This window comes from Mesorhizobium sp. M2A.F.Ca.ET.046.03.2.1 (genome assembly GCF_003952425.1).
Classification (GTDB): domain Bacteria; phylum Pseudomonadota; class Alphaproteobacteria; order Rhizobiales; family Rhizobiaceae; genus Mesorhizobium.
In genome coordinates, this window is the sequence record NZ_CP034449.1 from 2,566,414 (window position 1) to 2,592,750 (window position 26,337).

The 26,337-nt window shown below is 63.9% G+C and carries 24 protein-coding genes and 1 riboswitch; of the genes, 14 read left to right on the top strand and 10 right to left on the bottom strand.

The window, feature by feature from the left end:
- Positions 1-89: 89 nt before the first annotated feature.
- The 5 genes from EJ072_RS12155 (at position 90) to EJ072_RS12175 (ending at position 5,599) form a co-directional block, all read left to right on the top strand.
- Complete coding sequence (locus EJ072_RS12155; protein WP_126079913.1) at positions 90-1,679, top strand: ABC transporter substrate-binding protein; 1,590 nt, start codon at positions 90-92, stop codon at positions 1,677-1,679.
- 82 nt (positions 1,680-1,761) lie between these two features.
- On the top strand, positions 1,762-2,601 hold the full coding sequence (locus EJ072_RS12160; protein WP_126079914.1) for an alkaline phosphatase family protein: 840 nt from the start codon (positions 1,762-1,764) through the stop codon (positions 2,599-2,601).
- A 277-nt stretch (positions 2,602-2,878) separates the two neighbouring features.
- On the top strand, positions 2,879-3,445 hold the full coding sequence (locus tag EJ072_RS12165) for a sigma-70 family RNA polymerase sigma factor (protein ID WP_126079915.1): 567 nt from the start codon (positions 2,879-2,881) through the stop codon (positions 3,443-3,445).
- Entirely contained in the window at positions 3,442-4,107 is a 666-nt protein-coding gene (locus tag EJ072_RS12170; protein WP_126079916.1) for an anti-sigma factor, read from the top strand. Before EJ072_RS12165 ends, EJ072_RS12170 begins: the two co-directional genes overlap by 4 nt.
- Positions 4,108-4,177: 70 nt before the next feature.
- Complete coding sequence (locus EJ072_RS12175) at positions 4,178-5,599, top strand: S8 family serine peptidase (protein WP_245467290.1); 1,422 nt, start codon at positions 4,178-4,180, stop codon at positions 5,597-5,599.
- 57 nt (positions 5,600-5,656) lie between these two features.
- Here the strand turns inward: EJ072_RS12175 and EJ072_RS12180 are convergent, their stop codons facing one another.
- On the bottom strand, positions 5,657-6,349 hold the full coding sequence (locus tag EJ072_RS12180) for a TetR/AcrR family transcriptional regulator (protein WP_245463142.1): 693 nt from the start codon (positions 6,347-6,349) through the stop codon (positions 5,657-5,659).
- Positions 6,350-6,388: 39 nt separating this feature from the next.
- Here EJ072_RS12180 and EJ072_RS12185 point away from each other — a divergent pair, with 39 nt between their 5' ends.
- Positions 6,389-7,435 (top strand): aldo/keto reductase, encoded by a 1,047-nt coding sequence (locus EJ072_RS12185; protein WP_126079917.1) that lies wholly within the window; start codon positions 6,389-6,391, stop codon positions 7,433-7,435.
- 265 nt (positions 7,436-7,700) lie between these two features.
- Here EJ072_RS12185 and EJ072_RS12190 read toward each other — a convergent pair whose 3' ends face one another.
- Positions 7,701-9,047, bottom strand: coding sequence for an FAD-binding oxidoreductase (locus EJ072_RS12190; protein WP_126079918.1), 1,347 nt, complete (start codon positions 9,045-9,047; stop codon positions 7,701-7,703).
- Positions 9,048-9,191: 144 nt separating this feature from the next.
- Positions 9,192-10,214 (bottom strand): substrate-binding domain-containing protein, encoded by a 1,023-nt coding sequence (locus EJ072_RS12195; protein ID WP_126079919.1) that lies wholly within the window; start codon positions 10,212-10,214, stop codon positions 9,192-9,194.
- A gap of 359 nt (positions 10,215-10,573) precedes the next feature.
- Between EJ072_RS12195 and EJ072_RS12200 the strand changes: the two genes are divergently transcribed.
- The 5 genes from EJ072_RS12200 (at position 10,574) to ugpC (ending at position 17,106) form a co-directional block, all read left to right on the top strand.
- Positions 10,574-11,929, top strand: coding sequence for an ABC transporter substrate-binding protein (locus EJ072_RS12200; protein ID WP_126079920.1), 1,356 nt, complete (start codon positions 10,574-10,576; stop codon positions 11,927-11,929).
- A gap of 191 nt (positions 11,930-12,120) precedes the next feature.
- Positions 12,121-13,134: a sugar ABC transporter permease gene (locus tag EJ072_RS12205; protein ID WP_126079921.1), complete on the top strand. Its 1,014-nt coding sequence runs from the start codon at positions 12,121-12,123 to the stop codon at positions 13,132-13,134.
- Position 13,135: 1 nt separating this feature from the next.
- Positions 13,136-14,290: a carbohydrate ABC transporter permease gene (locus tag EJ072_RS12210; RefSeq protein WP_126079922.1), complete on the top strand. Its 1,155-nt coding sequence runs from the start codon at positions 13,136-13,138 to the stop codon at positions 14,288-14,290.
- Between the two features lie 4 nt (positions 14,291-14,294).
- A complete protein-coding gene (locus EJ072_RS12215; protein WP_126079923.1) occupies positions 14,295-15,959 on the top strand; it encodes an alpha-glucosidase in 1,665 nt (554 codons plus the stop codon).
- 34 nt (positions 15,960-15,993) lie between these two features.
- On the top strand, positions 15,994-17,106 hold the full coding sequence (gene ugpC / locus EJ072_RS12220; protein ID WP_126079924.1) for a sn-glycerol-3-phosphate ABC transporter ATP-binding protein UgpC: 1,113 nt from the start codon (positions 15,994-15,996) through the stop codon (positions 17,104-17,106).
- Positions 17,107-17,180: 74 nt separating this feature from the next.
- Here ugpC and EJ072_RS12225 read toward each other — a convergent pair whose 3' ends face one another.
- Positions 17,181-17,417 carry a DUF680 domain-containing protein gene (locus tag EJ072_RS12225; RefSeq protein ID WP_126079925.1) on the bottom strand — a complete coding sequence of 79 codons (237 nt, stop codon included), beginning with the start codon at positions 17,415-17,417 and terminating at the stop codon, positions 17,181-17,183.
- Between the two features lie 69 nt (positions 17,418-17,486).
- On the bottom strand, positions 17,487-17,693 hold the full coding sequence (locus tag EJ072_RS12230; protein WP_042637362.1) for a DUF680 domain-containing protein: 207 nt from the start codon (positions 17,691-17,693) through the stop codon (positions 17,487-17,489).
- Positions 17,694-18,186: 493 nt separating this feature from the next.
- Positions 18,187-18,389: riboswitch (cobalamin riboswitch) on the top strand.
- A 108-nt stretch (positions 18,390-18,497) separates the two neighbouring features.
- Here EJ072_RS12230 and EJ072_RS12235 point away from each other — a divergent pair.
- The 3 genes from EJ072_RS12235 (at position 18,498) to EJ072_RS35940 (ending at position 21,103) form a co-directional block, all read left to right on the top strand.
- A complete protein-coding gene (locus EJ072_RS12235) occupies positions 18,498-19,745 on the top strand; it encodes an aromatic ring-hydroxylating dioxygenase subunit alpha (RefSeq protein WP_126079926.1) in 1,248 nt (415 codons plus the stop codon).
- Positions 19,746-19,765: 20 nt separating this feature from the next.
- Positions 19,766-20,866, top strand: a complete 1,101-nt coding sequence (locus EJ072_RS12240; protein ID WP_126083604.1) for a hybrid-cluster NAD(P)-dependent oxidoreductase — start codon at positions 19,766-19,768, stop codon at positions 20,864-20,866.
- A gap of 90 nt (positions 20,867-20,956) precedes the next feature.
- Positions 20,957-21,103 carry a hypothetical protein gene (locus EJ072_RS35940; RefSeq protein ID WP_189342010.1) on the top strand — a complete coding sequence of 49 codons (147 nt, stop codon included), beginning with the start codon at positions 20,957-20,959 and terminating at the stop codon, positions 21,101-21,103.
- 40 nt (positions 21,104-21,143) lie between these two features.
- Here EJ072_RS35940 and EJ072_RS12245 read toward each other — a convergent pair whose 3' ends face one another.
- From EJ072_RS12245 to EJ072_RS12265, 5 genes are all read right to left on the bottom strand, one after another.
- The gene (locus EJ072_RS12245) at positions 21,144-21,890 is read right to left on the bottom strand and encodes a ferredoxin reductase (RefSeq protein ID WP_126079927.1); all 747 of its coding nucleotides are present in this window, start codon (positions 21,888-21,890) and stop codon (positions 21,144-21,146) included.
- Positions 21,891-21,914: 24 nt separating this feature from the next.
- Complete coding sequence (locus tag EJ072_RS12250; RefSeq protein ID WP_126079928.1) at positions 21,915-22,526, bottom strand: sulfite oxidase-like oxidoreductase; 612 nt, start codon at positions 22,524-22,526, stop codon at positions 21,915-21,917.
- Between the two features lie 126 nt (positions 22,527-22,652).
- The gene (locus tag EJ072_RS12255; RefSeq protein WP_126079929.1) at positions 22,653-24,197 is read right to left on the bottom strand and encodes a DegQ family serine endoprotease; all 1,545 of its coding nucleotides are present in this window, start codon (positions 24,195-24,197) and stop codon (positions 22,653-22,655) included.
- Positions 24,198-24,383: 186 nt separating this feature from the next.
- Entirely contained in the window at positions 24,384-25,130 is a 747-nt protein-coding gene (locus tag EJ072_RS12260) for an MBL fold metallo-hydrolase (RefSeq protein ID WP_126079930.1), read from the bottom strand.
- Positions 25,131-25,141: 11 nt separating this feature from the next.
- Entirely contained in the window at positions 25,142-26,308 is a 1,167-nt protein-coding gene (locus EJ072_RS12265) for a diphosphate--fructose-6-phosphate 1-phosphotransferase (protein ID WP_126079931.1), read from the bottom strand.
- Between the last annotated feature and the right edge of the window lie 29 nt (positions 26,309-26,337).

Genomic DNA, 26,337 nt, shown 5'->3' on the forward strand with positions numbered 1-26,337 from the left:
TTGTCATGCGGCCGCAACAGGGAAGGGGAAAGATCGCCGCGGGCGGATAGAACCCGCACCGGAATCAATCTCGAAGAAGGGGGCAGGACATGCATACGGAACTCGATCATCTCGCCGAACTCGCCGGCAAGGGCAGGATATCGCGGCGCGATTTCCTCGGCCGCGCGGCAGCGCTCGGCGCCTCGGCGGCGCTGGCGACGACGCTGGCCGGCAAGGCCTTCGCCGCGAGCCCGGTGAAGGGCGGCATCATCAAGGCCGGCCTGCAGGGCGGTGAATCGACCAACAGCCTCGACCCGGCGCTGAACCTCAGCCAGGTCACATTCAACTTCTGTAAGCAGTGGGGCGAATTCCTTGTCCGGCTGACGCCCGATGGAGGCGTCGAGAACCTGATCGCCGAGGAGATCGGCGCCTCGGCCGACGCCAAGACCTGGACGATGAAGATCCGCGACGGCGTCGAATTCCACAACGGCAAGACGGTGACGGCTGAAGATGTCGTCGCCACCCTCGAGCGCCACGCCGACGAGAAGTCGAAATCCGGCGCGCTCGGCATTTTGAAGAACATCAAGACCATCAAGGCCGACGGCAAGGACGTGGTGGTGACGCTCGGCGACGCCGACGCCGACTTCCCCTATCTGATGGCCGACTACCACCTGGTGATCCAGCCGAATGGCGGCAAGGACAACCCGAATGCCGGCGTCAGCGCCGGGCCGTACAAGGTCGCCGTCAACCAGCCCGGCGTGAAGCATGGCGGCGAGCGCTTCGCCAATTACTGGCGCGGCGACAAGGCCGGCCATGCCGACCAGATCGAGATTGTCGTGATCAACGATCCGACGGCCCGGCTCGCGGCGCTGCAGGGCGGCCAGGTGCATCTCATCAACCGCGTCGAGCCCAAGGTGGTCGATCTGGTGAAACGCATGCCGGGTGTCAGCGTCGAGAACGTGTCGGGGCGCGGCTACTACCCGTTCAACATGTTCTGCGACACCGCGCCCTTCGACAACAACGACCTCAGGATGGCGTTGAAGCTCGCCATGGACCGCGAGGAGATGCTCGACAAGATCCTGCGCGGCTATGGCTCGGTCGGCAACGACTTCCCGATCAACGAAGCCTACCCGCTTTTCTCCGCCGATATCGAGCAGCGCAAGTTCGATCCGGAAAAAGCGGCAGCCGCCTACAAGAAATCGGGCCACAGCGGCTCGATCCTGCTGCGCACCTCGGACGTCGCCTTCCCCGGCGCGGTCGACGCGGCGCAACTCTACCAGCAGTCCTGCGCCAAGGCCGGCATCAAAATAGAGATCAAGCGCGAGCCGGGCGACGGTTACTGGTCGGAGGTGTGGAACAAGCAGCCCTTCTCGCTCTCCTATTGGGGCGGGCGGCCGACGCAAGGCCAGATGTATTCCACCGGCTACCTGTCGACCGCCGACTGGAACGACACACGCTTCAAGCGGCCCGAATTCGACAAGATGCTCTATGCGGCGCGCGCCGAGCTGGACCAGGCCAGGCGCAAGGCGATCTATCGCGACATGGCGATGTTGATGCGCGACGAAGGCGGCCTGATCGTGCCGTTCTTCAACCAGTTCGTCGACGCTGCCAACACCAAGAAGATCAGCGGCTACGCCAAGAACCCCAATGGCGAGATGATGGACGGCTACGCGCTCTGCGAATGCTGGCTGAACGCCTGACATCAGTATAATTCTTCGAACACCGCGTGTCCCTTGGACGCGCGGCGTTCTTGTTTAGACCGACAATCACAGGAAGCTGTCCGTGGCGCTCAAATCCAAACTGCTGCTCATCATTCTCGACGGCGTGCCCTACCGGAACTGGCGCCGGCTGATGGGCAATCTCGAGGGATGGACGCAGTCGGGCGAGGCGCAGGTGTGGAAGATGCGCTCGGTGCTGCCGTCGACGTCCGCCTGCTGCTACGCCTCGATCCACACCGGGGTCACGCCGCAGGTGCATGGCATACTTTCCAACGAGAACCGCTTTCGCGTCACGCAGCCGGACATCTTCTCGGAGGTCAGCAAGGCCGGCGGCAAGACGGGTGCGGTGACCCATTCCTATTGGTCGGAATTCTTCCGCAGCTTTCCGTTCGACCTTGTCGAGGACATGGAGTTCGACGATCCGAGCGGACCGATCACGCATGGCCGCTTCCACACCATGACCGGCTACAATCTCAAGAACCAGATGACGCCGAGCGACGTCGACCTGTTCGCGACGCTGACCATGCTGGCGAAGCGCCACGGCATCGACTACGGCATCCTGCACACCTGCACGCTGGACTCGATGGGACATCGCTTCGGCCATGACTGCATCGAGATGGACCATGCCTGCTACGCCATGGACGGCATGCTCGCCGCCTTCCTGCCGCGATGGCGCGAAGCCGGTTATGAAGTGATCGTGACGGCCGACCACGGCCAGACCGACCGCGGCCACCATGGCGGCCATGACGACGAGATGCAGGATTTCGCGCTCTATTATTTCGGGCCCGCGAAAGGCCCCGAGGCCGACACTCTGCTCGACCAGCTGCAGCTCGCGCCGACGGTGCTGAGCCGGCTTGGCGTGGCGATACCGGAGACGATGAAGGCGAAGGTGTTTTTGGGTTAGCGCGGCCTTCCCTTCTCCCCTTGCGGGAGAAGGTGGATCGGCGCGCAGCGCCGAGACGGATGAGGGGTGTTCCAGCGGAGTGAGACGCGGGCATTCCCTGGAACACCCCTCATCCGTCGCCTTCGGCGCCACCTTCTCCCACAAGGGAGAAGGAAAAGCGCCCCTACTGGCAACCTCCCCGCTCTTCGGTTAGCCTCCGAAAATTCCTCGGCGGAGGGTGAACCTTTTTGGACCGATCAGCGACAGAGCTTCGAGGAGCCAGGCGGCTCGACCGGCCATGAATGCGGCGACGGAAACCGATCGCGCGCTTGTAGACCGGGTCGCGAAGGGCGACCGGGCCGCCGTTCGGCTCCTGTTCATGCGTCACCACGCGCGGATCTACCGCTTCGTGGCGCGCCAGACGGGATCGGAAATGATGGCCGACGATATCGCAAACGAGGTTTTTCTGGAGCTGTGGAAGCAGGCGCCCGGCTTCGAGGGCCGCTCTGAAGTCTCGACCTGGCTGCTCGGCATCGCCCGCTTCAAGGCGCTGTCTTCGCTGCGCAAGAAGAAAGAAGACTGGATCGACGACGATGACGCGGCGCAGGTCCCCGACAGCGCCGACACGCCGGAAGTCGTCACCATGAAGGAAGACAAGGCCGCCGCCTTGCGCCGTTTCGTCGATGCCCTGGCCGAAGAACATCGCACGGTGATCGACCTTGCCTATTACCATGGCCAGTCGGTGACCGAGATCGGCGAGGTGCTTGGCATTCCAGTCGCGACCGTCAAGACCAGGATGTTCTACGCCCGCAAGAAACTCGGCGAAGCCCTCAAGGCCGCCGGTTACGACAGGGGGTGGCCATGAGCGCCGCTGAAAAGATGTCGCGCCGCGACGAGATGGAGACGCTGCTGCCGTTCTACCTGAACGGCTCGCTGGAAGGCGCCGAGCTGGAGGCCGTCGAGGAATGGCTGGCCACCGATCCGGCGGCGATGGTCGCCCTTGGTGAAGCGGAAGCCGAATTCTCCGGCACCGCCGCCGCCAACGAGGCGATCCGCCCGCCAGCCGATGCGCTCAGCCGTTTTACCAGGGCGCTCGACGCCGAGGCCGGCCCCGTGCGCGTGCCCGGCCAATCCTGGCTGGCGAAAGTTTTTGGCCGGGTGACGGCGATGCCGGCCGGCGTCGCCTGGGCGGCGGCCGCTGCGCTGCTGGCGTTGGTCCTGGTGCAGTCCTTCGAACGGCCGGGCGGCAAGGGCAACGACTTCGAGGTGGCCGGCGCCGAGGACGATCTGGCGAAGCTGCCTTTCGCCCTGGCCAAGTTCAAGCCGGATGCCAAGATGGCCGATATCGCCGCCTTCCTCGGCCAGAACGGGCTGAAGATCGCCAGCGGACCGACCGCCGACGGCGTGTTCCACCTGACGATCCCGGCCAGCACGGCGGCCGATTACGACAGGCTCGTCGGCCTTGTTGCCGCCCAGCCTTTCGCGGATACTGTGATCCAGGGAAGGAAACCGGCCGATGGCGGCTAAGGCAATTCCAGGAAAAGTGCGCCGCGGTTTTCCGTCCGGAATTGCGTCGGGACCAAGGATCATTCTTCGTGTGGCGCTCCTTGCGGCGGCGGCTTTTGTCGCCGCGCCTGCGTTCGCGCAGACCAACGATCCCAATCTGACGCAGAAGCAGGTGGACTGCCTGAACCGCACGACAACCGCAGGCGGCGACTGCGACAGGGACGGCGGCGCCAAGAATGGCGAAGGAACGCCAGGCACTGCGAGCGGTGCGGTGTTCCTGCCGGCGCTGATCGTCGATCTCTTTCCGAACCCACCGGCAGGCGCCGCCCCGCAAATGCCGGCGCCGTCCAACGGCGCATCGTCATCGAGCGGTTCCGGCAACACGCCGCCGCCCGCTCCGGCGCCGAGCGGTCCGGTCACCGTGCCGCAAGGCCTCAACCTGGCGGAGCCGCCGCGCGCCATCGCCGGCGAATTCGTGCCCGACGAGGTGCTGGTGACGGTCGACGGCGACGCCGGCGTGGTTCAGCAGATCGCCAATTCCTTCGGCCTGCAGGTGCGCTCGCAGCGCCAGTCGCGGCTGCTTGGCTCGACGCTGGTGCGCTTTGGCATCACCGACGGGCGCCCCGTCGGCGTGGTGCTGGCGCAGCTTGCCGCCGACGGCCGCACACAACGGCGCGAGCCGAACCATATCTACACGCTGCAACAGGCGGCCGGCATCGTGAACTATGCCTTCGACCGCATCGCGCTCGATTCAAAACAGGCGAGCGGCGAGAATGTGCGGGTCGCCGTCATCGACACCGGCATCGACGACACCAACCCGGCGCTTAAGGGCGTCATTGCTGACCAATATGACGCCATGCCCAATGTGCCGATCGAGAAGCGCGACCACGGCACCTCGGTCGACGGGCTGATCGCCGGCGTCGGGCCGCTGGAAGGCATGGCGCCGGGCGCCAAGATCTATCACGCGCGCGCCTTCGAAGGCGGCAAGTCGACCATGGACGTCATCCTGTCGGCGCTCGACTGGGCGGCCGAGCAGAATGTGCGCATCATCAATATGAGCTTCGTCGGCCCGAAGAACGACCTGCTCGGCACCGCCTGCCGCAATGCGCGGGCATTGGGCATGGTGCTGGTGGCGGCCGCCGGCAATAACGGCCCGAAGGCGCCCTATGGCTATCCGGCCGCCTTCGACGGCGTGATCGCCGTGACCGCGACCGACGCCAAGGACGGACTGATGCCGCAGGCCAATCGCGGCGCCTATGTGTTTATCTCGGCGCCGGGCGTCGAGATGGTGGCGCCGAGCGGCGCCGGTTCGGACGTGGTGACCGGCACCTCCTTCGCGGCAGCCATCGTGAGCGGCGCGATCGCCAATCTAATCCATGCTTCGCCGGAACGCTCGGCCGACGATATCGAGAAGGCACTGGCGGCAACGGCGAAGGATCTCGGGCCCAAGGGGCGGGACAATGACTTTGGTTATGGGTTGATCGATACAAAGGCGGCCGAGGCGGCGAAGTAGTGAGTTTAAGGTGGCAGGCCCGTCAATAAATTGGCTGCCGGGTTCCCGATACCGCGCTTATACTGATGCGGCGGCCTGCTCGACGCCAGTTGCTTGTGCTTTGTGAGCAAGGCCGAGCGTCTCCCGAACGGCCCGAAGCACCTCGTCCGCCAGCGCCACATCTGTTTTTGCGATGGCGCGAGATGCTGCGATAGCGCCGATTTCGGCAGCGACGGCAGCAACGGCGAGACGGCGTCTCTCAGACGCGGGAATCGTCGTCTCAAGCGAACGTTGAAGCGTCGCTGCCATTTCCTCAAATGCACGCGTAAAGCTGGCGCTGACGGCGCTGTCCTGCCGCCCAACTTCACTTGCGGAAGCGGCCATCGGACAAGCCGTCTCGACTCTGTCGCGCATATCCGCTGAAAGATATCCAGCGAGGTATTCCTCGAAGGTGGGACTGCGATCACCCGCCCAAGCCCGGGTATCAGCCATGTTTCCCGCGAAGCCATGGGAAAACGCAGCCGCCGCCAGCTCATCCTTCGACGAGAAATGTGCATAGAGCGCTCCATGCGTCAGTCCGGCCTCCTTGGCGACTTCCGCTACGCCGACGCCGTCTATTCCCCGTTTACGGAACAGCCTGCTCGCCGCCTGCAACAGAGCGTGCCGGTTCTCCGCAGCTTTTTCCTTCGAAACACGCATTTCCAGCTTCCAGACCAATGTCACGAATTTTTTAGTTGCGATCGCCACCAAAGTCAAATAGATGCCGGACATCGCTTTTTGATTGCGATCGCAACCAATGGAGAAACAGGCATGCGTTACAGACTTTTCGGGAAGCACACGGGACTTCGGGTCTCCGAACTGGTGCTCGGGACCGGTAGCTTCGGGACGGGCTGGGGACATGGCGCTGAGCCCGAGGAGGCCCGTCGCATCTTCGACGCCTATGCGGACGCCGGCGGCAACTTCATCGATACGGCCAACGGCTATCAGTTCGGTCAATCCGAGGAAATCCTGGGCGATCTGCTGGCTGGGCGGCGCGACGATTTCGTGTTGGCCACCAAATTCACCATGCGGACGGACCCCGCGGCCGGTATTCTGGTCACGGGCAATAGCCGCAAGGCCATGGTCTCATCGGTCGAGGCGAGCCTCAGGCGGCTCAAAACCGATCGCATCGATCTCTATTGGGCTCACATGTCGGACGGAGTCACCCCGGTCGAAGAAGTCGTGCGCGGCTTTGACGATCTAGTCCAGGCCGGCAAGATCCTTTATGCGGGTCTTTCCGACTTTCCCGCCTGGCGGGCGGCGAGGGCCGTCACCATTGCGGAATTGCGCGGAGCCGCCCCTATTGCAGGTCTTCAGGTGGAGCACAGCCTCGTCGAGCGAACGACCGAACTGGAACTCCTGCCTGCAGGGCAAGCGCTCGGCCTCGGCATCGTGGCCTGGTCACCGCTTGGCGGCGGCATGTTGACCGGAAAGTACCGCAAAGGCGAGAAAGGCCGCGCGGAGGGTTTCGGCGGCAGGGTATTCCAAGCCGAAGATTCCGCGCAGCGTACTGCCATCCTCGACACCCTGATCGCGGTTGCGAAGGACGCCGGAGTCACGCCCAGTGAAATCGCCATCGCCTGGGTTGCGGCCAAGGGCTCGCTCCCGATCATCGGACCACGCACGCTGGCTCAGCTCGAAAACAACCTGGCTGCGGCAAAAGTAACGTTGTCGCCGGAGCAAATTGCACGCCTTGATGAGGTGAGCGCGACGCGACCGATCTTCCCCTACACGGTGCTCAATGATCCCGAGACCAGGCAGGGCTTCACGGGTGGCAAGGCCGACCGCTTCGACGCGCCGGCCGAAGCAGTCGCCTGAGGTATCCGCCAGCGCCTCCGCGCCGGCTTGGATTCCCGGGCCGGCGCCCCCAGCCACTGACCCTCGCACCACCAGATGCGCGCCGCCAGACACCCTTGGCGACACGCCGCGCGCCGGCGAGCCGGAGCACGAGGCGGACAGCGGCACCTGGAATTCTCCAGCCGCGGCCCCGGGAAGACGTCATCAGGGACAACCTGCGACGGCTACGGCCTGCTTGAAATAAGGCGGCGGAGGCTGCCAAGGATTGATCCTCGGCCACATGCGCTTACAGAGCCGGACCCAACCGTACCGGGCTTCCGTCATAGAAGCGCGGCAGCCGGAAGCGGCTGAGGTCGTGGCCGGTGTCGTTTCCCTGGATCATGTCGGAGACGACGCGGCCCATGCCGGGCCCGATGCCGAAGCCGTGGCCGCTCATTCCGGTCGCCACGAAGAGACCGCCGATCGCCTGGACCCGATCGACGACAGGGACGACATCGGGCATGGCGTCGATCATGCCGCCCCAGCCGACCTTCAAGCGCGCTTTCTCGAACTGGGGAAAAAGCTGTTTGAAATTGCGCTCTGTCGCGCGCAGCCGGGCCGGTTCGGGGGCCGGGTTGAGCACCCGCATTCTCTCGAAGGGACTCTCTTCATCCGGCGCCCAATCGCGCGGCGTCGACCAGCCGTCCGGGTAGCCTGACGGCGCGAACGGGAAATAGCGCGCTCCGAACGGATCGTTCCTGAGGGCGGGGATATATTTGGTGGCATGCCGAAATGCGTCAGGCCCGAGGTAAAGCAAATGGCTGCCGCCGCCGGCGAGCGTGTATCCGCCGTCCTGTCTGCGCCGGAAAGCGATGTGGTCGTCGGCGGCCGCGCCTGCATAGATCTCGGGCAAGGGCTCGGTCGCGGCTACGGTTACCCGGACGCTGAGCTGGGGGATGGACACGCCGTGCCGCGCCAGGAACAGGGACGACCAGGCGCCGCCCGCGACCAGCACGGTGGAGGTCTCGATATATCCCGCCTCGGTCCACACGCCCCTGATCCTGCCGGCCTCGATGTCGAGGGTGCGCGCCGCGCAATTCTCGACGATCCTGGCGCCTTTTCGCGCGGCAAGCCGGGCCAGCGCCGGCACCGCCAGCCAGGGTTCCGCGCGCATGTCGGAGGGCGTCGTCATCGCGCCCTTGAATCTGCGCGACATGCCGGTGATGAGCTTCGCGGTTTCGTCCGCATCCAGGAGACGTGTGTCGAGCCCATGGATCGCGGCGATCTTCATGAACGCTTCGAAGCCGGCCATGTCCTTTTCGGTGTTGGCCAGATAGGTCACGCCTGTCTGGGTGAGCCCGATGTCCTCGCCGCTTTCGTCGGCCAGTTGCCGCCACAGGCGGATAGCCTCGATAACGATCGGCAGTTCGTCCGCGTCCCGTCCCTGCTTTCTGATCCAGCCCCAATTTCGCGAGGACTGCTCGGCAGCGACGCGGCCCTTTTCCAGCAGCGTCACCGGAATGTTGCGGGCGGCAAGGAAAAGCGCCGTCGTTACGCCGATGACACCGCCACCGACGATCATCACTTCCGAAGTCTTCGGCGGCGGCCCAGGGTACTGGATTGGATCCGCTTCGGTGAACGGGAATGTGGGCAAATGGCGCACCCTGAAGGATCGGTTGACGGTCCAGGCTTACCGGTTGTTGCCGTCCAAGATCAGGAGCAGGCGAAGGCGGATCGTTGTCCCACGAGGTAAAAACAGCCCGAAAGGCGGCGGCTGGCTAGGCTGTTGGATCCTGCCCTAGACCGGCGCCCCTGCCACCGATCCCCGCACCACCAGATCCACCGGCCACACCTCGCCGCGCGCGCCCTCTTCCAGTCCCGATATGCGCGCCGCCAGCCGCTCGGCGACGCGCGCGCCGGCAAGGCGGATCGAGGAGCGCGTCGTCGACAAAGGCACCGGGAAATTTTCCGGCCGCAGCCATGGGAAGACGTCGTCATGGGCGATCAGCGACAGGTCGCCCGGTATCGTCAGGCCAAGATCGCGCACGGCGCGCACGACGCCCAGCGCCATGATCAGACTGGAGCAGACGATCGCCGTCGGCGGCTCACTGTCCTCAAGCAGGCGGCGGGCGGCGCGATAACCGTTTTCCTCGGTCATGGTCACCGAGCGGATGAGACGCTCGCCGAGCGTCATCCCGCTCGCGACAAGCGCCCGGCGCATGCCGCGCTCGCGGTGGATGGCGAAGGTCTCGCGCTCATTGCCGTTGATCAGCGCCAGGCGCTTGTGGCCGAGCTGAAGCAGCAGCCGCGCCGCTTCGTGGAAGGCGCCCTCATTGTCGATGTCGAGATAGGGATAATCGAAATCCAAACCTTCGCTGCGGCCATGGGCAATGAAGGGTATGCCCAGCGTATTGACCAGGGCCAGCCGCCGGTCGGCCGGACGCGGCGAGGAGATGTAGACGGCGTCGACCTGCCGGTTGGCGACGATGCGGCGGTAGGTGGTCTCCTCATCGTCGGCATCAGCGGGCGACAGCACCAGGTCGAGTTCGTGCGACCGGGCATAGTCGCCGAGGCCGGAGAGGAATTCGACGAAATGCGGATCGATGTCGACGGCGGCGCCCGTCGGCAGCACATAGCCGATCATGCCCGACTTGCCGGTGGCGAGCCGGCGCGCGCTGGGGTTCGGCCGGTAGCCGTGGCGCTTGGCGGCGTCCATCACCCGGCGCCGGGTTTCCTCGCTGACCTCGGGGTAGCCGTTCAATGCCCGACTGACCGTGGTCTGCGAAAGCGACAGCATGTGCGACAGTTGCTTGAGGTTCATCGGAGGCCTCCAGCCTCAAAGCGCTTTCAATTTTAATCGACCCGATGATGGCTGGCGCAATCGCCAGACGAGGTGAGCTTAGAGGCGCATCGACCGTGTTTGAAGCCAAAATTGCTGCTGCAGCGCCAAAAAAGCTTGCTGCACTGCACTTTCTTCAGGCATTCGGCCTTTTTTAAATCGATTAGCAACACGAGCCTCTTGACTTCATGACGATTCAATGGCGAGATCAAGTTAGCCAAAGCGCTTTGGAACACTCTTCGAAAGGTTGCGGTTGCCTTCTCGCTGAGTCACAGTTCCGTGGGCGTCGGCGGATGAAATGGAGGTTTCGTCCGAACTGTCTCAACACTGGGAGGACTGCGATGAAGAAAATGCTTCTCTTGGGTGCCGCGTTCGCTGCGCTCACCCTTGGCCTGCCGGCACATGCCGAACTGAAGTTCAAGCCGGGCGAGGATTCGAAATTCCACTGGGCGAACTACGACGACCTCAAGAAGGTCGACCTCAAGGGCGAGACGCTGACGATCTTCGGGCCGTGGCGCGGCGAGGACGAGACGCTTGTGCGTTCGGTTCTCGATTATTTCCAGGAAGCCACCGGCGCCGAGGTCAAATATTCCTCGTCCGAGAATTATGAGCAGCAGATCGTCATCGACACCCAGGCCGGCAGCCCGCCCAACATCGCCGTCCTGCCGCAGCCTGGCCTGATCCAGGACCTTGCTTCCAAGGGCGTGCTGACCCCGCTGGGCGACGACGTCGCCGCCTGGATCAAGGAAAATTATGCCGCCGGCGACTCCTGGGCCAAGCTCGGCACCTATAATGGCAAGGACGGCAAGGCCGGCTTCTACGCCTTCCCCTACAAGATCGACGTGAAGGGTCTGGTCTGGTACTCGCCGGATAATTTCGACGAGGCCGGCTACAAGGTGCCGAAGACCCAGGAAGAGCTGGCCGACCTCGAGAAGAAGATCGTCGCCGATGGCGGCAAGCCCTGGTGCATCGGGCTCGGTTCGGGCGGCGCCACCGGCTGGCCGGCGACCGACTGGGTCGAGGACATCATGCTGCGCACACAGCCGCCGGAAGTCTACGACAAGTGGACGAAGAACGAGATCCCGTTCACCGACCCGGCCGTGGTCAACGCCATCGACATCTTCGGCAAGATCGCCACCGACGACAAGATGGTGGATGGCGGCGCCAAGGCGGTCGCGGCGACCGACTTCCGCGACAGTCCGAAGGGCCTCTTCACCGTGCCGCCCAAATGCTACATGCACCATCAGGCCTCATTCATTCCTTCCTTCTTCCCGGAGAACGTGAAGCTCGGCCAGGATGCGGACTTCTTCCCCTATCCGCCCTACGCCTCCAAGCCGGAGCTGGGCACGCCGCTGGAAGTGGCCGGAACGCTGGTGATGATCACCAAGGACTCCAAGGCCTCGCGCGAGTTCATCAAGTTCCTGCAGATGCCGCTCGCGCATGAATTGTGGATGGCGCAGAAGAGCTTCGTCACCCCGTTCAAGGCCGCCAACAAGGACGCCTATGGCAGCGACGCGCTGAAGAAGCAGGGCGAGATCCTCGTTGGAGCCACGACGGTGCGGTTCGACGGCTCCGACCTGATGCCCGGCAAGGTCGGCGCGGGCTCGTTCTGGACCGGCATGATCGACCTGGTCGGCGGCAAGTCCGCGCAGGACGTCGCCGCCGACATCCAGAAAAGCTGGGATGCCATCAAGTAGCCATCCGGCAAACAGACCGCCGCGCGCGGCCTGATATTTTCCTCATCCTCCACCAGGATCCGGGCTACGGCCCGGATCCGACCGGCGGTCCACGCCGGAAGCCTTCGCGTTTCGATCGTTCCGAATAACCGAAAGTCGGTGCATCCGACCGCCAGCCCCGGCTGGCCGGTCATGCGCAGGGAGAGGGACCCATGGCGGCTCAGATTTTCTCGGCCATATTCGTCATCATCATCGGCGTCGGCGGCTGTGTCGCCTATTTCTGGGGCGCCAACAAACTGCTCGATCTCGTTTTCCCGTCGCGCGGCGTCTCAGGCGCGGCAGCCGTCGACAATCTGCGCCGCCAGGGCCTGGTGCGGCCCTGGCTGTTCGTCGGCCCGGCGATGATCATCCTCACCATCTATCTGATCTACCCGGTCATCGAGACGCTGCGGCTCTCCTTCCTCGATCGCGGCGGCGAGAATTTCGTCGGCCTCGCCAATTACGAATGGGCGTTCGGCGACCACGATTTCCGCAACTCGATCCTCAACAACATCCTGTGGCTGGCGGTGGTGCCGGCGGCCTGCACCTTCCTCGGGCTGATCATCGCCGTGCTCACCGACAAGATCTGGTGGGGCACGATCGCCAAGAGCCTGATCTTCCTGCCGCTGGCCATCTCCTTCGTCGGCGCCAGCGTGATCTGGAAATTCATCTACGAGTACCGCGGCGAGGGCCAGGTGCAGATCGGCCTGCTCAACGCCATCATCCAGTATTTCGGCGGCCAGCCGCAGGTGTGGATATCGCTGCCGTTCTGGAACAATTTCTTCCTGATGGTGATCCTGATCTGGATCCAGACAGGGTTTGCGATGGTCATCCTGTCGTCGGCGCTGCGCGGCATTCCGGAAGAGACGCTCGAGGCCGCCGTGATCGACGGCGCCAACCCGTTCCAGATCTTCTGGAAAATCATGGTGCCGCAGATCTGGGGCACGATCGCGGTGGTGTGGACCACCATCACCATACTGGTGCTGAAAGTGTTCGACATCGTGCTGACCATGACCAACGGCCAATGGAACAGCCAGGTGCTGGCCAATCTGATGTTCGACTGGATGTTCCGCGGCGGCGGCGATTTCGGCCGCGGCGCGACCATCGCCATCATCATCATGATCGCGGTCATTCCGATCATGGTCTGGAACATCCGGCAGGCCAACAAAGAGACGGGAGGGCATTGAGATGGCCGCGTCCACCGGAAAGTCCTTCGCCAGCCGCTTCGGCGTTCATATCGCCGTGCTGGTCTTCGTCGTCATCTGGACCATCCCCACGCTCGGCATTCTCGTCTCGTCGCTGCGCGACAAGGACCAGATCATCGCCTCGGGCTGGTGGAATTCCTTCGCCAGTTCCAGCCAGACCGAGGCCGGACGACTGCCGGCCGCCGCGGCGCAGACGCAGAAGGACGGCAAATATGTCATCGAAGGCAATGTCTTCGGCGACGGCGCCAAGCGCGACATCAGCGCCTTTGGCGTCAAGGCGGCGGCGCCGACGCAATACAAGGCCGGCACGGCGGCCGATCTCGGCGACGGCGTCACCTTGCAGGTGAACGCGGATGGCAGCTTCGTGCTCGCCTCGCCGAAGGCATTCGAAGGCGACCGCGGCCAGCGCGTCTATTACGCCTCCTCGGCGCCGCCGAAATTCACCACCGAGAACTACGATGCCGTGCTGTTTTCCGAAGGCATCGGCCGCTCGTTCATGAACTCGCTGACGGTGACCATTCCGGCAACGATCATCCCCATCCTGATCGCGGCCTTCGCGGCCTATGCGCTCGCCTGGATGCGCTTTCCCGGCCGGGCGCTGCTGATCGCCGTCATCATCGGCCTGCTGGTCGTGCCGCTGCAGATGTCGCTCATCCCGCTGCTCAAGCTCTATAACGGCGTCGGCACCTTCTTCGGCGTGCCGTCGAAGACCTATCTCGGCATCTGGCTGGCGCATACAGGCTTCGGCCTGCCTTTCGCCATCTATCTGCTGAGGAGCTACATCGCCGGCCTGCCGCGCGAGATCATGGAATCGGCGCGCATCGACGGCGCCAGCGATTTCGAGATCTTCGTCAAGATCGTGCTGCCGCTGTCGTTCCCGGTGCTTGCCTCCTTCGCCATCTTCCAGTTCCTATGGGTATGGAACGATCTGCTGGTGGCGATGGTTTTCCTCGGCACGGCGCCCGATCAGATCGTGCTGACGGCCAAGCTCAACGCGCTGCTCGGCTCACGCGGCGGCAATTGGGAAATCCTCACGACATCGGCATTCATCACCATCATCGTGCCGCTGATCGTGTTCTTCTCGCTGCAACGCTATTTCGTCCGCGGGCTGCTTGCCGGCTCGGTGAAAGGAGGTTGAAGACATGCAATCGGCTTTGAAGGCGACTTCGAGACCAGACCCTGCGATCGACCGAGACTGGTGGCGGGGCGCGGTGATCTACCAGATCTATCCGCGCTCCTACCAGGACTCCAACGACGACGGCATCGGCGATCTGAAGGGCATCGTTCAGCGTCTGCCCTACATCGCTTCGCTCGGCGTCGATGCCATCTGGATCTCGCCCTTCTTCAAATCGCCGATGAAGGATTTCGGCTATGACGTCTCGGATTACTGCGATGTCGACCCGATGTTCGGCACGCTCGCCGATTTCGACGCGCTGGTGGCGGAGGCCCATCGCCTGGGCCTCAAGGTGATGATCGACGAGGTGCTGTCGCACACCGCCGACATCCACCCGTGGTTCAAGGAAAGCCGCTCCAGCCGCAGCAATCCAAAGGCTGACTGGTATGTGTGGGCCGACGCCAAGCCGGACGGCACGCCGCCCAACAACTGGCTGTCGATCTTCGGCGGCTCGGCCTGGCAGTGGGACACCAGCCGCCAGCAATATTACATGCATAATTTCCTGGCCGAGCAGCCCGACCTCAACTTCCACAATGGAGAAGTCCAGGACGCGCTGCTCGACATCACCCGCTTCTGGCTTGAGCGCGGGGTCGACGGCTTTCGGCTGGATACGATCAATTTCTACTTCCACAGCCAGGGGCTGGAGGACAATCCGGCGCTGCCGCCGGAACAGCGCAACGACCAGACCGCACCTGCGGTCAATCCCTACAACTACCAGGACCATATCTACGACAAGAGCCGGCCGGAGAATCTCGGCTTCCTCGAGCGCTTCCGCGCGCTTCTGGACGAATATCCGGCACAGGCCGCCGTCGGCGAGGTCGGTGACTCGCAGCGCGGCCTGGAAGTGGTCGCCGCCTACACCGCCGACGGCAAGCGCGTGCACATGTGCTATTCCTTCGACTTCCTGGCGCCGGAGAAGATCAGCGCGGCGAAAGTGCGCGCGGTGCTGGAGGCCTTCGGCCGGGTCGCCAGCGACGGCTGGTCGTGCTGGGCCTTCTCCAACCATGACGTGATGCGGGTCGCCTCGCGCTGGGCCGCCAACGAGACGGACCCGACCGCCTATCTGAAGGTGATCTCGGCGCTTCTGATGTCGCTGCGCGGCTCGGTATGCATCTACCAGGGCGAAGAACTCGGCCTTGGCGAAGCGGAGCTGAAGTTCGAGGACCTGCAGGACCCCTACGGCATCCGCTTCTGGCCGGAGTTCAAGGGCCGCGACGGCTGCCGCACGCCGATGGTGTGGGAGGCCGCGGCCAAGAATGGCGGCTTCTCGACCGCCAAGCCCTGGCTGCCGGTGCCGGGCAGGCACCTGTCGCAGGCCGTCAACGTGCAGCAGGGCGATGCAAGCTCGCTGCTCGAGCATTACCGCCGCTTCCTCGCCTTCCGGCGCCAGCATCCGGCGCTGGGCAAGGGCGATATCGACTTCATCGAAAGCGATGGCGATACCGTCGCCTTCACGCGCCGCGAGGGCAATGAGCGGATCGTCTGCGCCTTCAACCTCGGCAGCAAGCCCGCCGAGGTCAATCTCGGCCAAGGCTCGCTGAAGCCCTTGCCCGGACATGGCTTTTCGGGACAGACTGGCAGCGGGCCGGTCCGCCTCGGCGGATACGGCGCCTGGTTCGGGCGCATCGACTGAACTTGCAGATAGAGATCAACGGAAGGAGAGAACCATGGCCGATGTCACGCTCAACCAGGTGAGGAAATCATACGGCAACCTCAATATTCTCCACGGCATCGACCTAGACATCAAATCGGGCGAGTTCATCGTCTTCGTCGGACCGTCGGGATGCGGCAAGTCGACCTTGCTGCGGTCGATCGCCGGTCTCGAGGAGATCACCGGGGGCGAACTGAAGATCGACGGCGAGGTGGTGAACGACGTGCCGCCGTCGAAGCGCGGCATCGCCATGGTGTTCCAGTCCTATGCGCTTTATCCGCATATGACCGTCTACGACAACATGGCCTTCTCGATGAAGATCGGCAAGGAAAGCAAGGCGGAGATCGACAAGCGGGTGCGACAGGCGGCGGAGATCCTGCAGCTCACCAAATATCTCGATCGCCTGCCCAAGGCGATGTCGGGCGGCCAGCGCCAGCGCGTCGCGATCGGCCGCGCCATCGTGCGCAACCCAAAAGTGTTCCTGTTCGACGAGCCGCTTTCGAACCTCGACGCAGCGCTTCGCGTCGCCACCCGCATCGAGATTGCCAAGCTCAAGGAATCGATGCCGAACACCACCATGATCTACGTCACCCACGACCAGGTCGAGGCGATGACGCTGGCGGACCGCATCGTGGTGCTGAAGGACGGCGTCGTCGAGCAGGTCGGCACGCCGATGGAACTCTACAAGCGTCCGGGCAATCTGTTCGTCGCCCAGTTCATCGGCTCGCCGGCGATGAACATATTGCCGGCAAAGATCGAGAAGGCCGGCAATCCGACCGTGGTCAGCCATGTCGGCGACCGCAAGGCGACGGTGCCGATCGCGACGCCTGCTTCGGCGAATGGCGCGGCGGTCAGCTTCGGCGTGCGGCCGGAGGATCTCGCGATCGCCACCGGTTCCGATTACCTCTTCGAGGGCAAGGTCGACTATATCGAGCAACTCGGCGAGGTTCAGCTCGTCTATATCGATATCGGCCGCGCAGACCTGCCGCTGGTCGCCAAGCTGCCGGGCAATGTCGAGGTCAAGCGCGGTGAGACGCTGCGGCTCAACGCAAGCGCCAGCGATCTGCATATTTTCGACGCCGACGGCCATTCCTTCACGCTGCATCGCGAAGAGGCGAAGGCAGCCTGAGCGCAGAGCCGCTGCGGCAAAGAGAAGCGGCGGGCCCTGGCCCGCCGCTCCTGTTTTCAAATCACGGTCGGCTGTTAACGATTGCCGAAGTGGTCGCGGTCGCTGCCCTGCTGCGGAGCCGACTTCTGCGCGTCGCGGGACGAATTCAGCAGCTTGTAGACAGGCGAGTCGGTGCCGATCGACGAGGTGCGGGTCGTATCCACGGCGGGAGCCGGCTGGTTGACTCCGCTGTTGCCGTGATTGTCGCTGCCCGCAAAAGCAGCCGAGGAAACGGCCATGAGAGCCGCGGTGGCAAGAATGATCTTTTTCATCTCAGTACTCCTGAATTTCCTGATCCGACCGAGGCGACGGGCAAACCCGTCGCCGTTCGAAGTCGGCTGTTAGTTGTTACCGAAAAGGTTGCGGTCGGCGCCCGTGGTGACAGGCTTCTGTTCAGCCGGTTCGGACTTGCGGACCGAGGCTGTGTAAGAAGAGTCGACCGTGGCGGCCGGCGGGTTGGCAGCCTGCGCGTTGTAATTGTCGCTACCGGCAAAGGCGCTGCCGGAAATTGCCAGAAGGGCGGCGGCAGTGAGAACAATCTTTTTCATTTTTGCTACTCCAGTATTTTTATTCAGTCCGTCTAGCGGCGTGTCTTGGGAATGAAATCGCGTCGTTCGGACAGCGCTCATTTGGGTGAGCCGACTGCGGGATTCCAATCACGAAGTTTTTTCGTCTGGACCATGAATCCGCCTCTTGAAGTTTTCATAAGCATGCCTACAACCATTTTTTTGCTAAGTTCAATCAATGACTTATGTGATTTATGCTGCTGGCTCACCAAGTGTGTCGGAGCGCCAACGTTCACAGCGTTCTGCACGCACCGTCAACAGAAACGAACCGTTCGGTTCGATTTTAGAATCTGCTAATAGTCACTTTTTGATACTGTTAACCATCAACGACGCTCCCGAACCTCGTCCGGGAGCACCCCTGGAAGCCGGTGGCATGGCGAGAAGGACGAGAATCGGCAACGTGAACACGCCGCCCATTGTCGCGCCGTATGGATGCGATGTCGTTTTCATGCCGACGGGAAACCGGCCGTCGTGGTTAGATCAGGCCATCTCAGGTGCCGCTTCGTCGCGACGAGGCGGAGAATTGGGAAGCCGGTCGAAATCCGGCGCTGCCCCCGCAACGGTGGTGGAGTGAGGTCGCAACGGGAGACCACTGGGCCATGGGCCTGGGAAGGTGTTGCGACCGCCCGCGAGGGCAACTCCAAAGCCCGGAAACCAGCCAGAGACATTTTGAACTCGACTGATCGCGGTGGGCGGTCAAGAGGCGGACGGCGCGTGCCCGGCCCTGCCGGTGGCGGTCGTTCTTCTCCATCACCACCAGTTCAGTCCTTGATGCGAGGACAGGACATGGATGCGCGCAACGACATGCTGAGGCTCCTGCAGAGCCGCAAGCAGGGCTACTCGCTTGAGCAGCCCTTCTACACCGATCCCGACTATTTCAAGCTCGATATGGAGCTGATCTGGCATCGTGACTGGTTGTTCATCGGCCATGATTGCGAGCTGCCGAAACCAGGCAGCTACATCACCGTTCAGATCGGCGATTATCCGGTGGTGCTGGTCCGCGACCAGAAGGGAAGGATCAACGCTTTCCACAACTCCTGCCGGCATCGCGGCAGCCGCCTGTGCAACACCGACAAGGGCACCGCCGCCAAGCTGGTCTGTCCCTACCATCAGTGGACTTACGAGCTCGACGGGCGGCTGCTGTTCGCGCGCCAGATGGCGGACGGCTTCGACAAGAGCCAGTTCGGACTGAAGCCCGTGGCCTGCGAGAGCGTCGGCGGCTACATCTTCATTTGCCTGGCAAAAGAGCCGGCCGACTTCGCGCCGATGCGCGCCATGATCGAACCCTATGTCCTGCCGCACCGGCTGAGCGAGGCGAAGGTCGCGTTCGAATCGACGATCGTCGAAAAGGGCAACTGGAAGCTCGTCTGGGAAAACAACCGCGAGTGCTATCATTGCGCCGGCAACCATCCGGAACTGTGCAAGACTTTTCCGGAAGCGCCGACGGTGACAGGTGTGCAAGGCGCCGACAGCGATCCGGAAATGCTTGCGCACTGGGCGAAATGCGAGGCGGCGGGTCTGCCGAGCCGGTTCCGGATCGATCCGGCCGGGCAATACCGCGCAACGCGCGCGCCGCTGCTGCGCGACGCCGTCAGCTACACGATGAGCGGCAGACGCGCCGTGACGAAAAACCTGTCCGCCAGCGTCGCCGCCTACCGCATCGGCACGTTGATGCACTACCATTACCCGACCACGTGGAACCACATCCTCATCGATCACGCCGTCACCTTCCGTGTGCTGCCGATCAGCGCCACCGAGACCGCGGTGACGACGAAATGGCTGGTCCACAAGGACGCGGTGGAAGGCGTCGACTACGATCTGGCAGAACTCACCCATGTCTGGACCGAGACCAACGATCAGGACCGCCGCATCGTCGAGGAAAACGCGCTCGGCATCCTGTCGCCGGCTTACGAGCCTGGTCCCTATTCCGAGTTGCATGAGGGCGGTGTCATCCAGTTCGTCGAGTGGTACGCCTCCTTCATCGGTCCGCGCCTTGCCGAAGGCGGTCGCCCGGCGTTGCGCAGCGTCGCCTGAAGGCTAAGGAGATGAACGCGATGACGGATCTCGGCCTCTATCGCCATCTCGACGAGATGGCGCCCTGGAACGACAGGCTGCAGGTGCTGGAAGTGATCGGCGTCAGCGACGAGGCGCCGCAGGTGAAGACGTTCACCTTCCGCTCCGACAATCAGACCTGGTTCCGCTACAAACCCGGGCAGTTCGTGACGCTGGAATTGCCGACGGCCGACGGGCCGCTGATGCGGACCTACACGCTGTCGTCCTCGCCGTCGCGGCCGTTCTCGATCGCGGTGACGGTGAAAGCGCAAGCCGACAGCGTCGGCACGCGCTGGATGTTCGACAATCTGAAGCCCGGCGTCCATGTGAAGGCCTACGGGCCGACCGGCGATTTCTCGCTGCACAGCCATCCAGCGGCCAAATATCTGTTCATTTCGGCCGGTTCCGGCGTCACGCCGATGATGTCGATGCTGCGCTGGCTGAACGACTGCGCGCCCTGGACCGATGTCGGTTTCGTCAATTGCGCGCGGCGGCCGGAAGAGATCATCTTCCGCAAGGAGCTCGAACTGCTCGGCAGCCGCATGCCCGGCCTGTCGCTCGGCTTCATGATCGAGGAGCGGTCGAGCCGCGAGGGCTGGTTCGGCCATATGGGCCGCATCGACGCGATCCGGCTGCCGCTTCTGGCACCCGATTTCCGCGAGCGGGAAATCTTCTGCTGCGGGCCGGACCCCTTCATGCGCGCCGTGCGCCAGATGCTGGAGGCCGCCGGCTTCGACATGAGCCGCTACCATCAGGAGAGCTTCGCGGCGCCGGCCGTGGAAGAAGTCCCGGCGCCGTTCGCGATGCCGGCCGGCGACGAAGCCAAGCCGCTCGCCGAGGCGGTGACGCCGGTCCGCTTTTCGCTTTCAAACGTCGATGCGGAATGCGTCCCCGGACAGACCGTGCTGCAGACGGCGCGCGCTTCGGGCGTCAGGATCCCGGCGGCCTGCGAGTTCGGTCTCTGCGGCACCTGCAAGGTGAAAAAGGTCTCCGGCGAGGTTTCGATGAGCCACAATGGCGGCATTCTCGATCACGAGATCGATGACGGCTATATCCTGGCCTGCTGTTCGAGGCCGTTGTCGGCGCTGGACATCGAGGCCTGAAGGCTTGTCGGTCGAGGCAAGGGCCGTTGCGGGAACACCCTCGCCGGCCGCTGTCCTGCCGAACAGAAGTTCAGTGCCCGGAGGCGTCTCGTGGCGAAGGCTCGCCGAGCAATCGGCGCGCCGGATCAGGATGATTTTCCGTTGAATCGCCATCCTGATCCAGCTCTTTGTTGGAGCATGATCTCTTCCGAAAACCGGTTCCCACTTTCCGGGATCATGCTCTTTGTTGAAGCATGATCCCTCCCGAAAACCGGCACCCACTTTTCGGGATCATGATCTAAACCCCGTAGCGCTCGGTGCGGATGATCCCCGCCGGAACGCCGGCGCCGATCAAGGCGTCGGCGGCGGCCGAGACGAACGCATTCGAGCCGCAGACATAGGCGAGCCTTGGCGTCTTGGGCAGGCGCTCGACGGCCTGCGCCATCATGCGGGCGTCGACGCGCCGGGAATAATCGGAGGGCCGCCTCGCCGGTTCGCGGGTCAGCGTCAAAACCAGGTCGAATCCGTCGCGACGGTCGTCGAGGCCGATCAGCTCGTCGCGGAAGATTACCTCGTCCCAGACCCGCGCCGAAAACACCAGCGCGACGGGCACCGCCGTGTTGCGCAGCGTGCGATGACGCACCATCGCCATCAGCGGCACAACGCCCGAGCCGCCGCCGACCAGAAGGATCGGCCCGCCGTCGCTCTCCTCCCAGATGAAATGGCCGCCCAGCGGCCCGCGCAGCTCGATCTCGTCGCCGACGGCGGCCACGTCGTGAAAGAAGGGCGAGACCTCGCCGTCGTCCAGCCGCTCGATCGCCAGCTCGACGCCGCCGCCTGCTTCTGGCGCCGAGGCGATGGAATAGGAGCGGCGCGCCTGGTAGCCGTCCGGGGCCGTCAGCCTGATGTCGACATGCTGTCCGGCAAGGTGAGCGAAAGGCCGCGACGGCTGGAACCAGAAGCTGGTGACGCGCGGCGTGCGCTTTTCGATGCGGGTGATCGTGGCTGCCTGCCAGGGCGATTGCGGCGACGGCTCGGCGCTCATCGATTGCTGCTCACGCGTCGCCCCTCACCGGTCGCTGGAATAGCGCTGCTCGCGCCAGGGGTCGCCATACATGTGATAGCCGCGAAGCTCCCAGAAGCCCGGTTCGTCGCGCTCGGTGAACTGCAGCCCGTTCACCCATTTGGCCGACTTCCAGAAATAGAGGTGCGGCACCAATAGCCGTGCCGGCCCGCCATGATCCGGCGTGATCGGCTTGCCTTCATAGAGCAGCGCCACCATCGCCTTGCCGGTGACGAGGTCCTTGGTCGGCACATTGGTGGAATAGCCGTCAAAGGACAGCGCCAGCGTGTAGGCGGTCGGCGGCTCGATGCCGGCGTCGGCGAGGATGTCGTCGATCATGACGCCCTGCCAGGGCGTGTTGAATTTTGTCCAGGCCGTCACGCAATGGATGTCGCGCGTCATCTTGCTCTGCGGCAGCGCGTTGAACTCGGCCCAGTTCCATTTCTTGATCGGCTTTGGCCCGTGCTTGAGGGTGAAAGACCAATCCTCCGTGCGCACGCGCGGCGTCGGCCCGGCCGAAAGCACGGGAAAACCCTGCTCCAGATACTGGCCGGGCGGAATGCGCGCATCGGTGTCGGAAGGGGGACGCCGTCCGGAAAAGAAGCCGCGCGTGATCATCAAGACATCCCTCGTGCCGGATTCGATCGACCGTAGGGAGTGTTCTCGAATACGCCTCGGGGGGCAACAGAAATCTTGAGAGTGGAGCCCGCCGGAGATGCCGGCAGGCCCCTGTCGAAGCGCTTCTCAGCCGGCGGCGAAAGGCACGGCGACGAAGATCTGCGCGTCACCGCGATCGATCAGCAGGAGAACAGACTTCCTGCCGGACTTGCCGGCCTCGGCGATCGCCTGGTTGGCCTGCCTGGCCGTCTTCACCGGCGTCTGGTCGACGCCGACGATGACGTCGCCCGGCTGGATGCCGGCGACCGAAGCCGCCTTGTCCGGATTGACCCGCTCGACCACCGCGCCGCGCTGGTTGCCGGCAAGGTTGAGCTGGTCGCGGATATCGGGCGTGAGGTCGGTCAGGCCGAGGCCGAGCGAGGGAACGCGCAAGCCCTGTTCGGCCGACGGGCTGCTGCCTTCATTGCCGCTCGACGCCGTCTTCTGATCCTCGGCGTTGCGGCCGACATCGGCGGAGATCTGCATCGCCTTGCCCTTGCGCCAGACATCGAGCGTTTCCTTGACGCCAGGCGACACATCGGCGACGGCGCGCGACAGGTCCTTGGGATCCTTGATCTCCTGGCCGCCGAAGCCGGTGATGACATCGCCGGTTTTAATGCCGGCCTTGGCCGCCGGCGATCCGTCGGTAACCTGGGAAACCAGCGCGCCGCCCGGATGTTCGAGGCCGATGGCGCTGGCGACATCCGGCGTGACCGGCTGGATCTGCACACCGAGATAGCCATATTCGATGTCGCCGCCCTTCATCAGCTTGGCGACGACCTTCTCAGCCTGATCCGAAGGGATGGCAAAACCGACGCCGACGCTGCCGCCATTGGGCGAATAGATGGCGGTGTTGATGCCGATGACATTGCCGTTGACGTCGACCAGCGGGCCGCCGGAATTGCCGTGGTTGATCGGCGCGTCGATCTGGATGAAATCGTCGAACGGCCCGCTATGCAGGTCGCGGCCACGCGCCGAGACGATGCCGGCGGTGACGGTGGTGCCGATGCCGAACGGATTGCCGATCGCCAGCACCTGGTCGCCGGTCATCAGCTTGCTGGAATCCCCCCATTTGACGGTCGGCAGCGGCTTGTCGGCCTTGATCTTGAGCACCGCCAGATCGTTCTTGGCGTCATGGCCGACGAGCTTGGCGGGAAGCTCGGTGCCGTCGTCGAGCGTCACCTTGATCGAGCTTGCGCCGTCGATGACGTGATTGTTGGTGACGATGGTGCCGTCGGCGCCGACGATGAAGCCCGAGCCGAGCGCCTCGGCGCGCTGCCCCTGCTGCTGCGGCGGCGTGCGCGGCATCGGCATGCCCTGGTCGCCGAAGAACTGCTGGAAGAACTGGTCGAACGGCACATTGCCACCGAGGGGCGAACCGTCATCACCCGCCTGTGGCTGCGCCTTCATGATCGAGGTGATTGTGACAACCGCCGGCTTGGTGACGGCGATGACCGGGGCGAAGGAGCCGTTCGGGGCCGTGATGCCGGCGACCGGGGTCTGGGTCGTCGCGGCCACCGTGCTCAGGCCGGAATTATTCTGGGCAAAGGAGACGACGACGGGCGAAATGATCAGCGCGACGCCCAGCAGGGCGGCGACGCGATGTCTGCGAAGAATGCTTGATGGTGACATGGTCGTTCTGTCCGGGCGAGAGTTGATCCGGCGTCGCGGGCGCTCCCACGGAAGCGTCCGTCAACGTGCCGATGGCCGGATCTGCCTGTCTCGCCGTGCATGGCAGCCGGCCGTCTCGACAGACAAGCATCTAGGTCGCCGAATGGCCTGAATTAGGGTTTTGCGGTGACCTTACAAAGATTTAATTCAGGAAGCGCTCACGAACCGCTGCCGCCGGCGCAGATAAGAGGAGGTAATTTCGTGCATTCTGGCGCGATCGAAACTCGGGCCGTGGCCGCCATGGCCGATGCGGATCGGCAGGTCGAGCAGGCGCTGCATGGTGCGGCAATAGGCCGTGCGGTCGGAATCCGGCAGGTCGTCGATCAGCATGCCGTCATAGATCGCGTCGCCTGCAAAGAAGAGGCCGTCGATCTCGTCGAAGAGCGCGATGGAATCGGGCGAGTGTCCGGGCAGATGCAGCACACGGAACTTCCGGTCGCCGAGATCGACGACATCGCCCTCGTCGAGCGCGCGGGTCAGCGGCGCGGAAGGAATGCGATAGTCGGCCGCCTTCCAGTCCGGTGCCGGCAGTTTCGAGACGGCGCCGTCGAGATTGTAGAACATGTAGGCGTAGGTGACGGTATCATCCATGCCGTCGAACTTAGCCGCGCTGACCTTCGGTCCCATCCTGAGAGGAAATTCGTGCAGCGAGCCGACATGGTCGAGATGGATGTGCGTGGCAACGACGATGAGCGGCTTGCCGGGCGGCGTGTCGACCTCAGGCGCCAGCGGACGGATGCCCATGCCGGTGTCGACCAGAAGGTCCGCATCGCGGCCTTTCAAATGCCAGATATTGGCGCGCACGAAATCATGCACGAAGGGCTCGGTCAACACCGTCGTGCCGGCATCGACTGTCGCCTTGCCGAACCAGTCGCCGACCTCAAGCTCGGGCATCGGACCGCCCATCAGACGAACGGCTTCCCTACCTTGTACTTTTCCGGCACGAGACGCTTCAGATAGGCCATGCCCGCGTCTGAAAGCTGGTTGGCGTCCGGCTGCATGAAATCGTCGGGCATATGGCGGGTCTTGCCGGCCACCGCCTTCAGCGGCACCTTTTTCAGCACGGTCTTCGACCCATCATACTGGATCGCAACCGAGCCGCCACCTTCCCCGGCGACGGCGATCGCGAAGGCGCCGGCGTCGAAAGCCTCCTGGGCGTCGACGGCGCTGATGGCGCCGACATAGCCGCGCGGCATGTAGCCTAAAGCATCGACGCGTGCGCGCTTGCCGGGCAGGCCTTCGGCCAGGGCTCGTTCGAGCGCCGCCGGCAGGTCGCTGCCCGACAGCTTGACGTTGCCGTGCTGATCGCGCTCAAGCTTCTCCGGCGGCACCAGGCTTTCGACCAGCGCCTTGCCGTCGGCGGTGCTGACGCCTTCCGAGACGGCGACGATGCAGCGCTTGTGGCGGTCCAGCTTCTCGCGCACTTCATCGATGAAGCGCTTCGCCGAGAAGGCGCGCTCCGGCACGTAGACCAGATGCGGGCCGCTGTCGGGATCGAGCTGCCAGGCGGCCGCTGCGGCGGTGAGGAAGCCCGCATGCCGGCCCATGACGATGCCTACATAGATGCCGGGCAAGGCGCGGAAATCGAGGTCGACGGAGAGAAAGGCGCCTGCGACGAACTCGGCCGCCGAGATGAAGCCCGGCGTGTGGTCGTTCTCCTCAAGGTCGTTGTCGATGGTCTTCGGCGCATGCACGAAGGCGATCGAGCCGCCGGCGGCATCGGTCAGGATCTGCTGCGTGCCCGAGGTGTCGTTGCCGCCGATATAGATGAAGGCGTCGGCGCCGACCTTCTTCAGGCCGTTGAGGATGACCTCGCAATAGGCGGCGTCCGGCTTGTCGCGGGTCGAGCCAAGGGCGGCGCTTGGCGTGCCGGCGATCAGCCGCAGCCGATCCTCGGGGATGGCGGAGAGATCGACATAGTTGCCGTCGCGGATGCCGCGCACACCATGGATCGAGCCCAGCACCCTGGCGCCGGGATGACGCTTGCGGATTTCCAGCGTGGCGCCGACGACCGTCTGGTTGATGACGGCGGTCGGGCCGCCGCCCTGCGCGATGACGAAGGTTCCAGCCATGCTCGTTCTCTCCCGAAGTTTTCAGGGCA

What these genes read in the sequence shown, in the direction of transcription:
- EJ072_RS12155 (WP_126079913.1), top strand. Translation starts at nt 90, where the DNA reads ATGCATACGGAACTCGATCATCTCGCCGAACTCGCCGGCAAGGGCAGG.
- EJ072_RS12165 (WP_126079915.1), top strand. Translation starts at nt 2,879, where the DNA reads ATGAATGCGGCGACGGAAACCGATCGCGCGCTTGTAGACCGGGTCGCG.
- EJ072_RS12170 (WP_126079916.1), top strand. Translation starts at nt 3,442, where the DNA reads ATGAGCGCCGCTGAAAAGATGTCGCGCCGCGACGAGATGGAGACGCTG.
- EJ072_RS12180 (WP_245463142.1), bottom strand. Translation starts at nt 6,349, where the DNA reads ATGTCCGGCATCTATTTGACTTTGGTGGCGATCGCAACTAAAAAATTC.
- EJ072_RS12185 (WP_126079917.1), top strand. Translation starts at nt 6,389, where the DNA reads ATGCGTTACAGACTTTTCGGGAAGCACACGGGACTTCGGGTCTCCGAA.
- EJ072_RS12195 (WP_126079919.1), bottom strand. Translation starts at nt 10,214, where the DNA reads ATGAACCTCAAGCAACTGTCGCACATGCTGTCGCTTTCGCAGACCACG.
- EJ072_RS12200 (WP_126079920.1), top strand. Translation starts at nt 10,574, where the DNA reads ATGAAGAAAATGCTTCTCTTGGGTGCCGCGTTCGCTGCGCTCACCCTT.
- EJ072_RS12205 (WP_126079921.1), top strand. Translation starts at nt 12,121, where the DNA reads ATGGCGGCTCAGATTTTCTCGGCCATATTCGTCATCATCATCGGCGTC.
- EJ072_RS12210 (WP_126079922.1), top strand. Translation starts at nt 13,136, where the DNA reads ATGGCCGCGTCCACCGGAAAGTCCTTCGCCAGCCGCTTCGGCGTTCAT.
- EJ072_RS12215 (WP_126079923.1), top strand. Translation starts at nt 14,295, where the DNA reads ATGCAATCGGCTTTGAAGGCGACTTCGAGACCAGACCCTGCGATCGAC.
- ugpC (WP_126079924.1), top strand. Translation starts at nt 15,994, where the DNA reads ATGGCCGATGTCACGCTCAACCAGGTGAGGAAATCATACGGCAACCTC.
- EJ072_RS12225 (WP_126079925.1), bottom strand. Translation starts at nt 17,417, where the DNA reads ATGAAAAAGATCATTCTTGCCACCGCGGCTCTCATGGCCGTTTCCTCG.
- EJ072_RS12230 (WP_042637362.1), bottom strand. Translation starts at nt 17,693, where the DNA reads ATGAAAAAGATTGTTCTCACTGCCGCCGCCCTTCTGGCAATTTCCGGC.
- EJ072_RS12235 (WP_126079926.1), top strand. Translation starts at nt 18,498, where the DNA reads ATGGATGCGCGCAACGACATGCTGAGGCTCCTGCAGAGCCGCAAGCAG.
- EJ072_RS12240 (WP_126083604.1), top strand. Translation starts at nt 19,766, where the DNA reads ATGACGGATCTCGGCCTCTATCGCCATCTCGACGAGATGGCGCCCTGG.
- EJ072_RS12245 (WP_126079927.1), bottom strand. Translation starts at nt 21,890, where the DNA reads ATGAGCGCCGAGCCGTCGCCGCAATCGCCCTGGCAGGCAGCCACGATC.
- EJ072_RS12250 (WP_126079928.1), bottom strand. Translation starts at nt 22,526, where the DNA reads ATGATCACGCGCGGCTTCTTTTCCGGACGGCGTCCCCCTTCCGACACC.
- EJ072_RS12255 (WP_126079929.1), bottom strand. Translation starts at nt 24,197, where the DNA reads ATGTCACCATCAAGCATTCTTCGCAGACATCGCGTCGCCGCCCTGCTG.
- EJ072_RS12260 (WP_126079930.1), bottom strand. Translation starts at nt 25,130, where the DNA reads ATGCCCGAGCTTGAGGTCGGCGACTGGTTCGGCAAGGCGACAGTCGAT.
- EJ072_RS12265 (WP_126079931.1), bottom strand. Translation starts at nt 26,308, where the DNA reads ATGGCTGGAACCTTCGTCATCGCGCAGGGCGGCGGCCCGACCGCCGTC.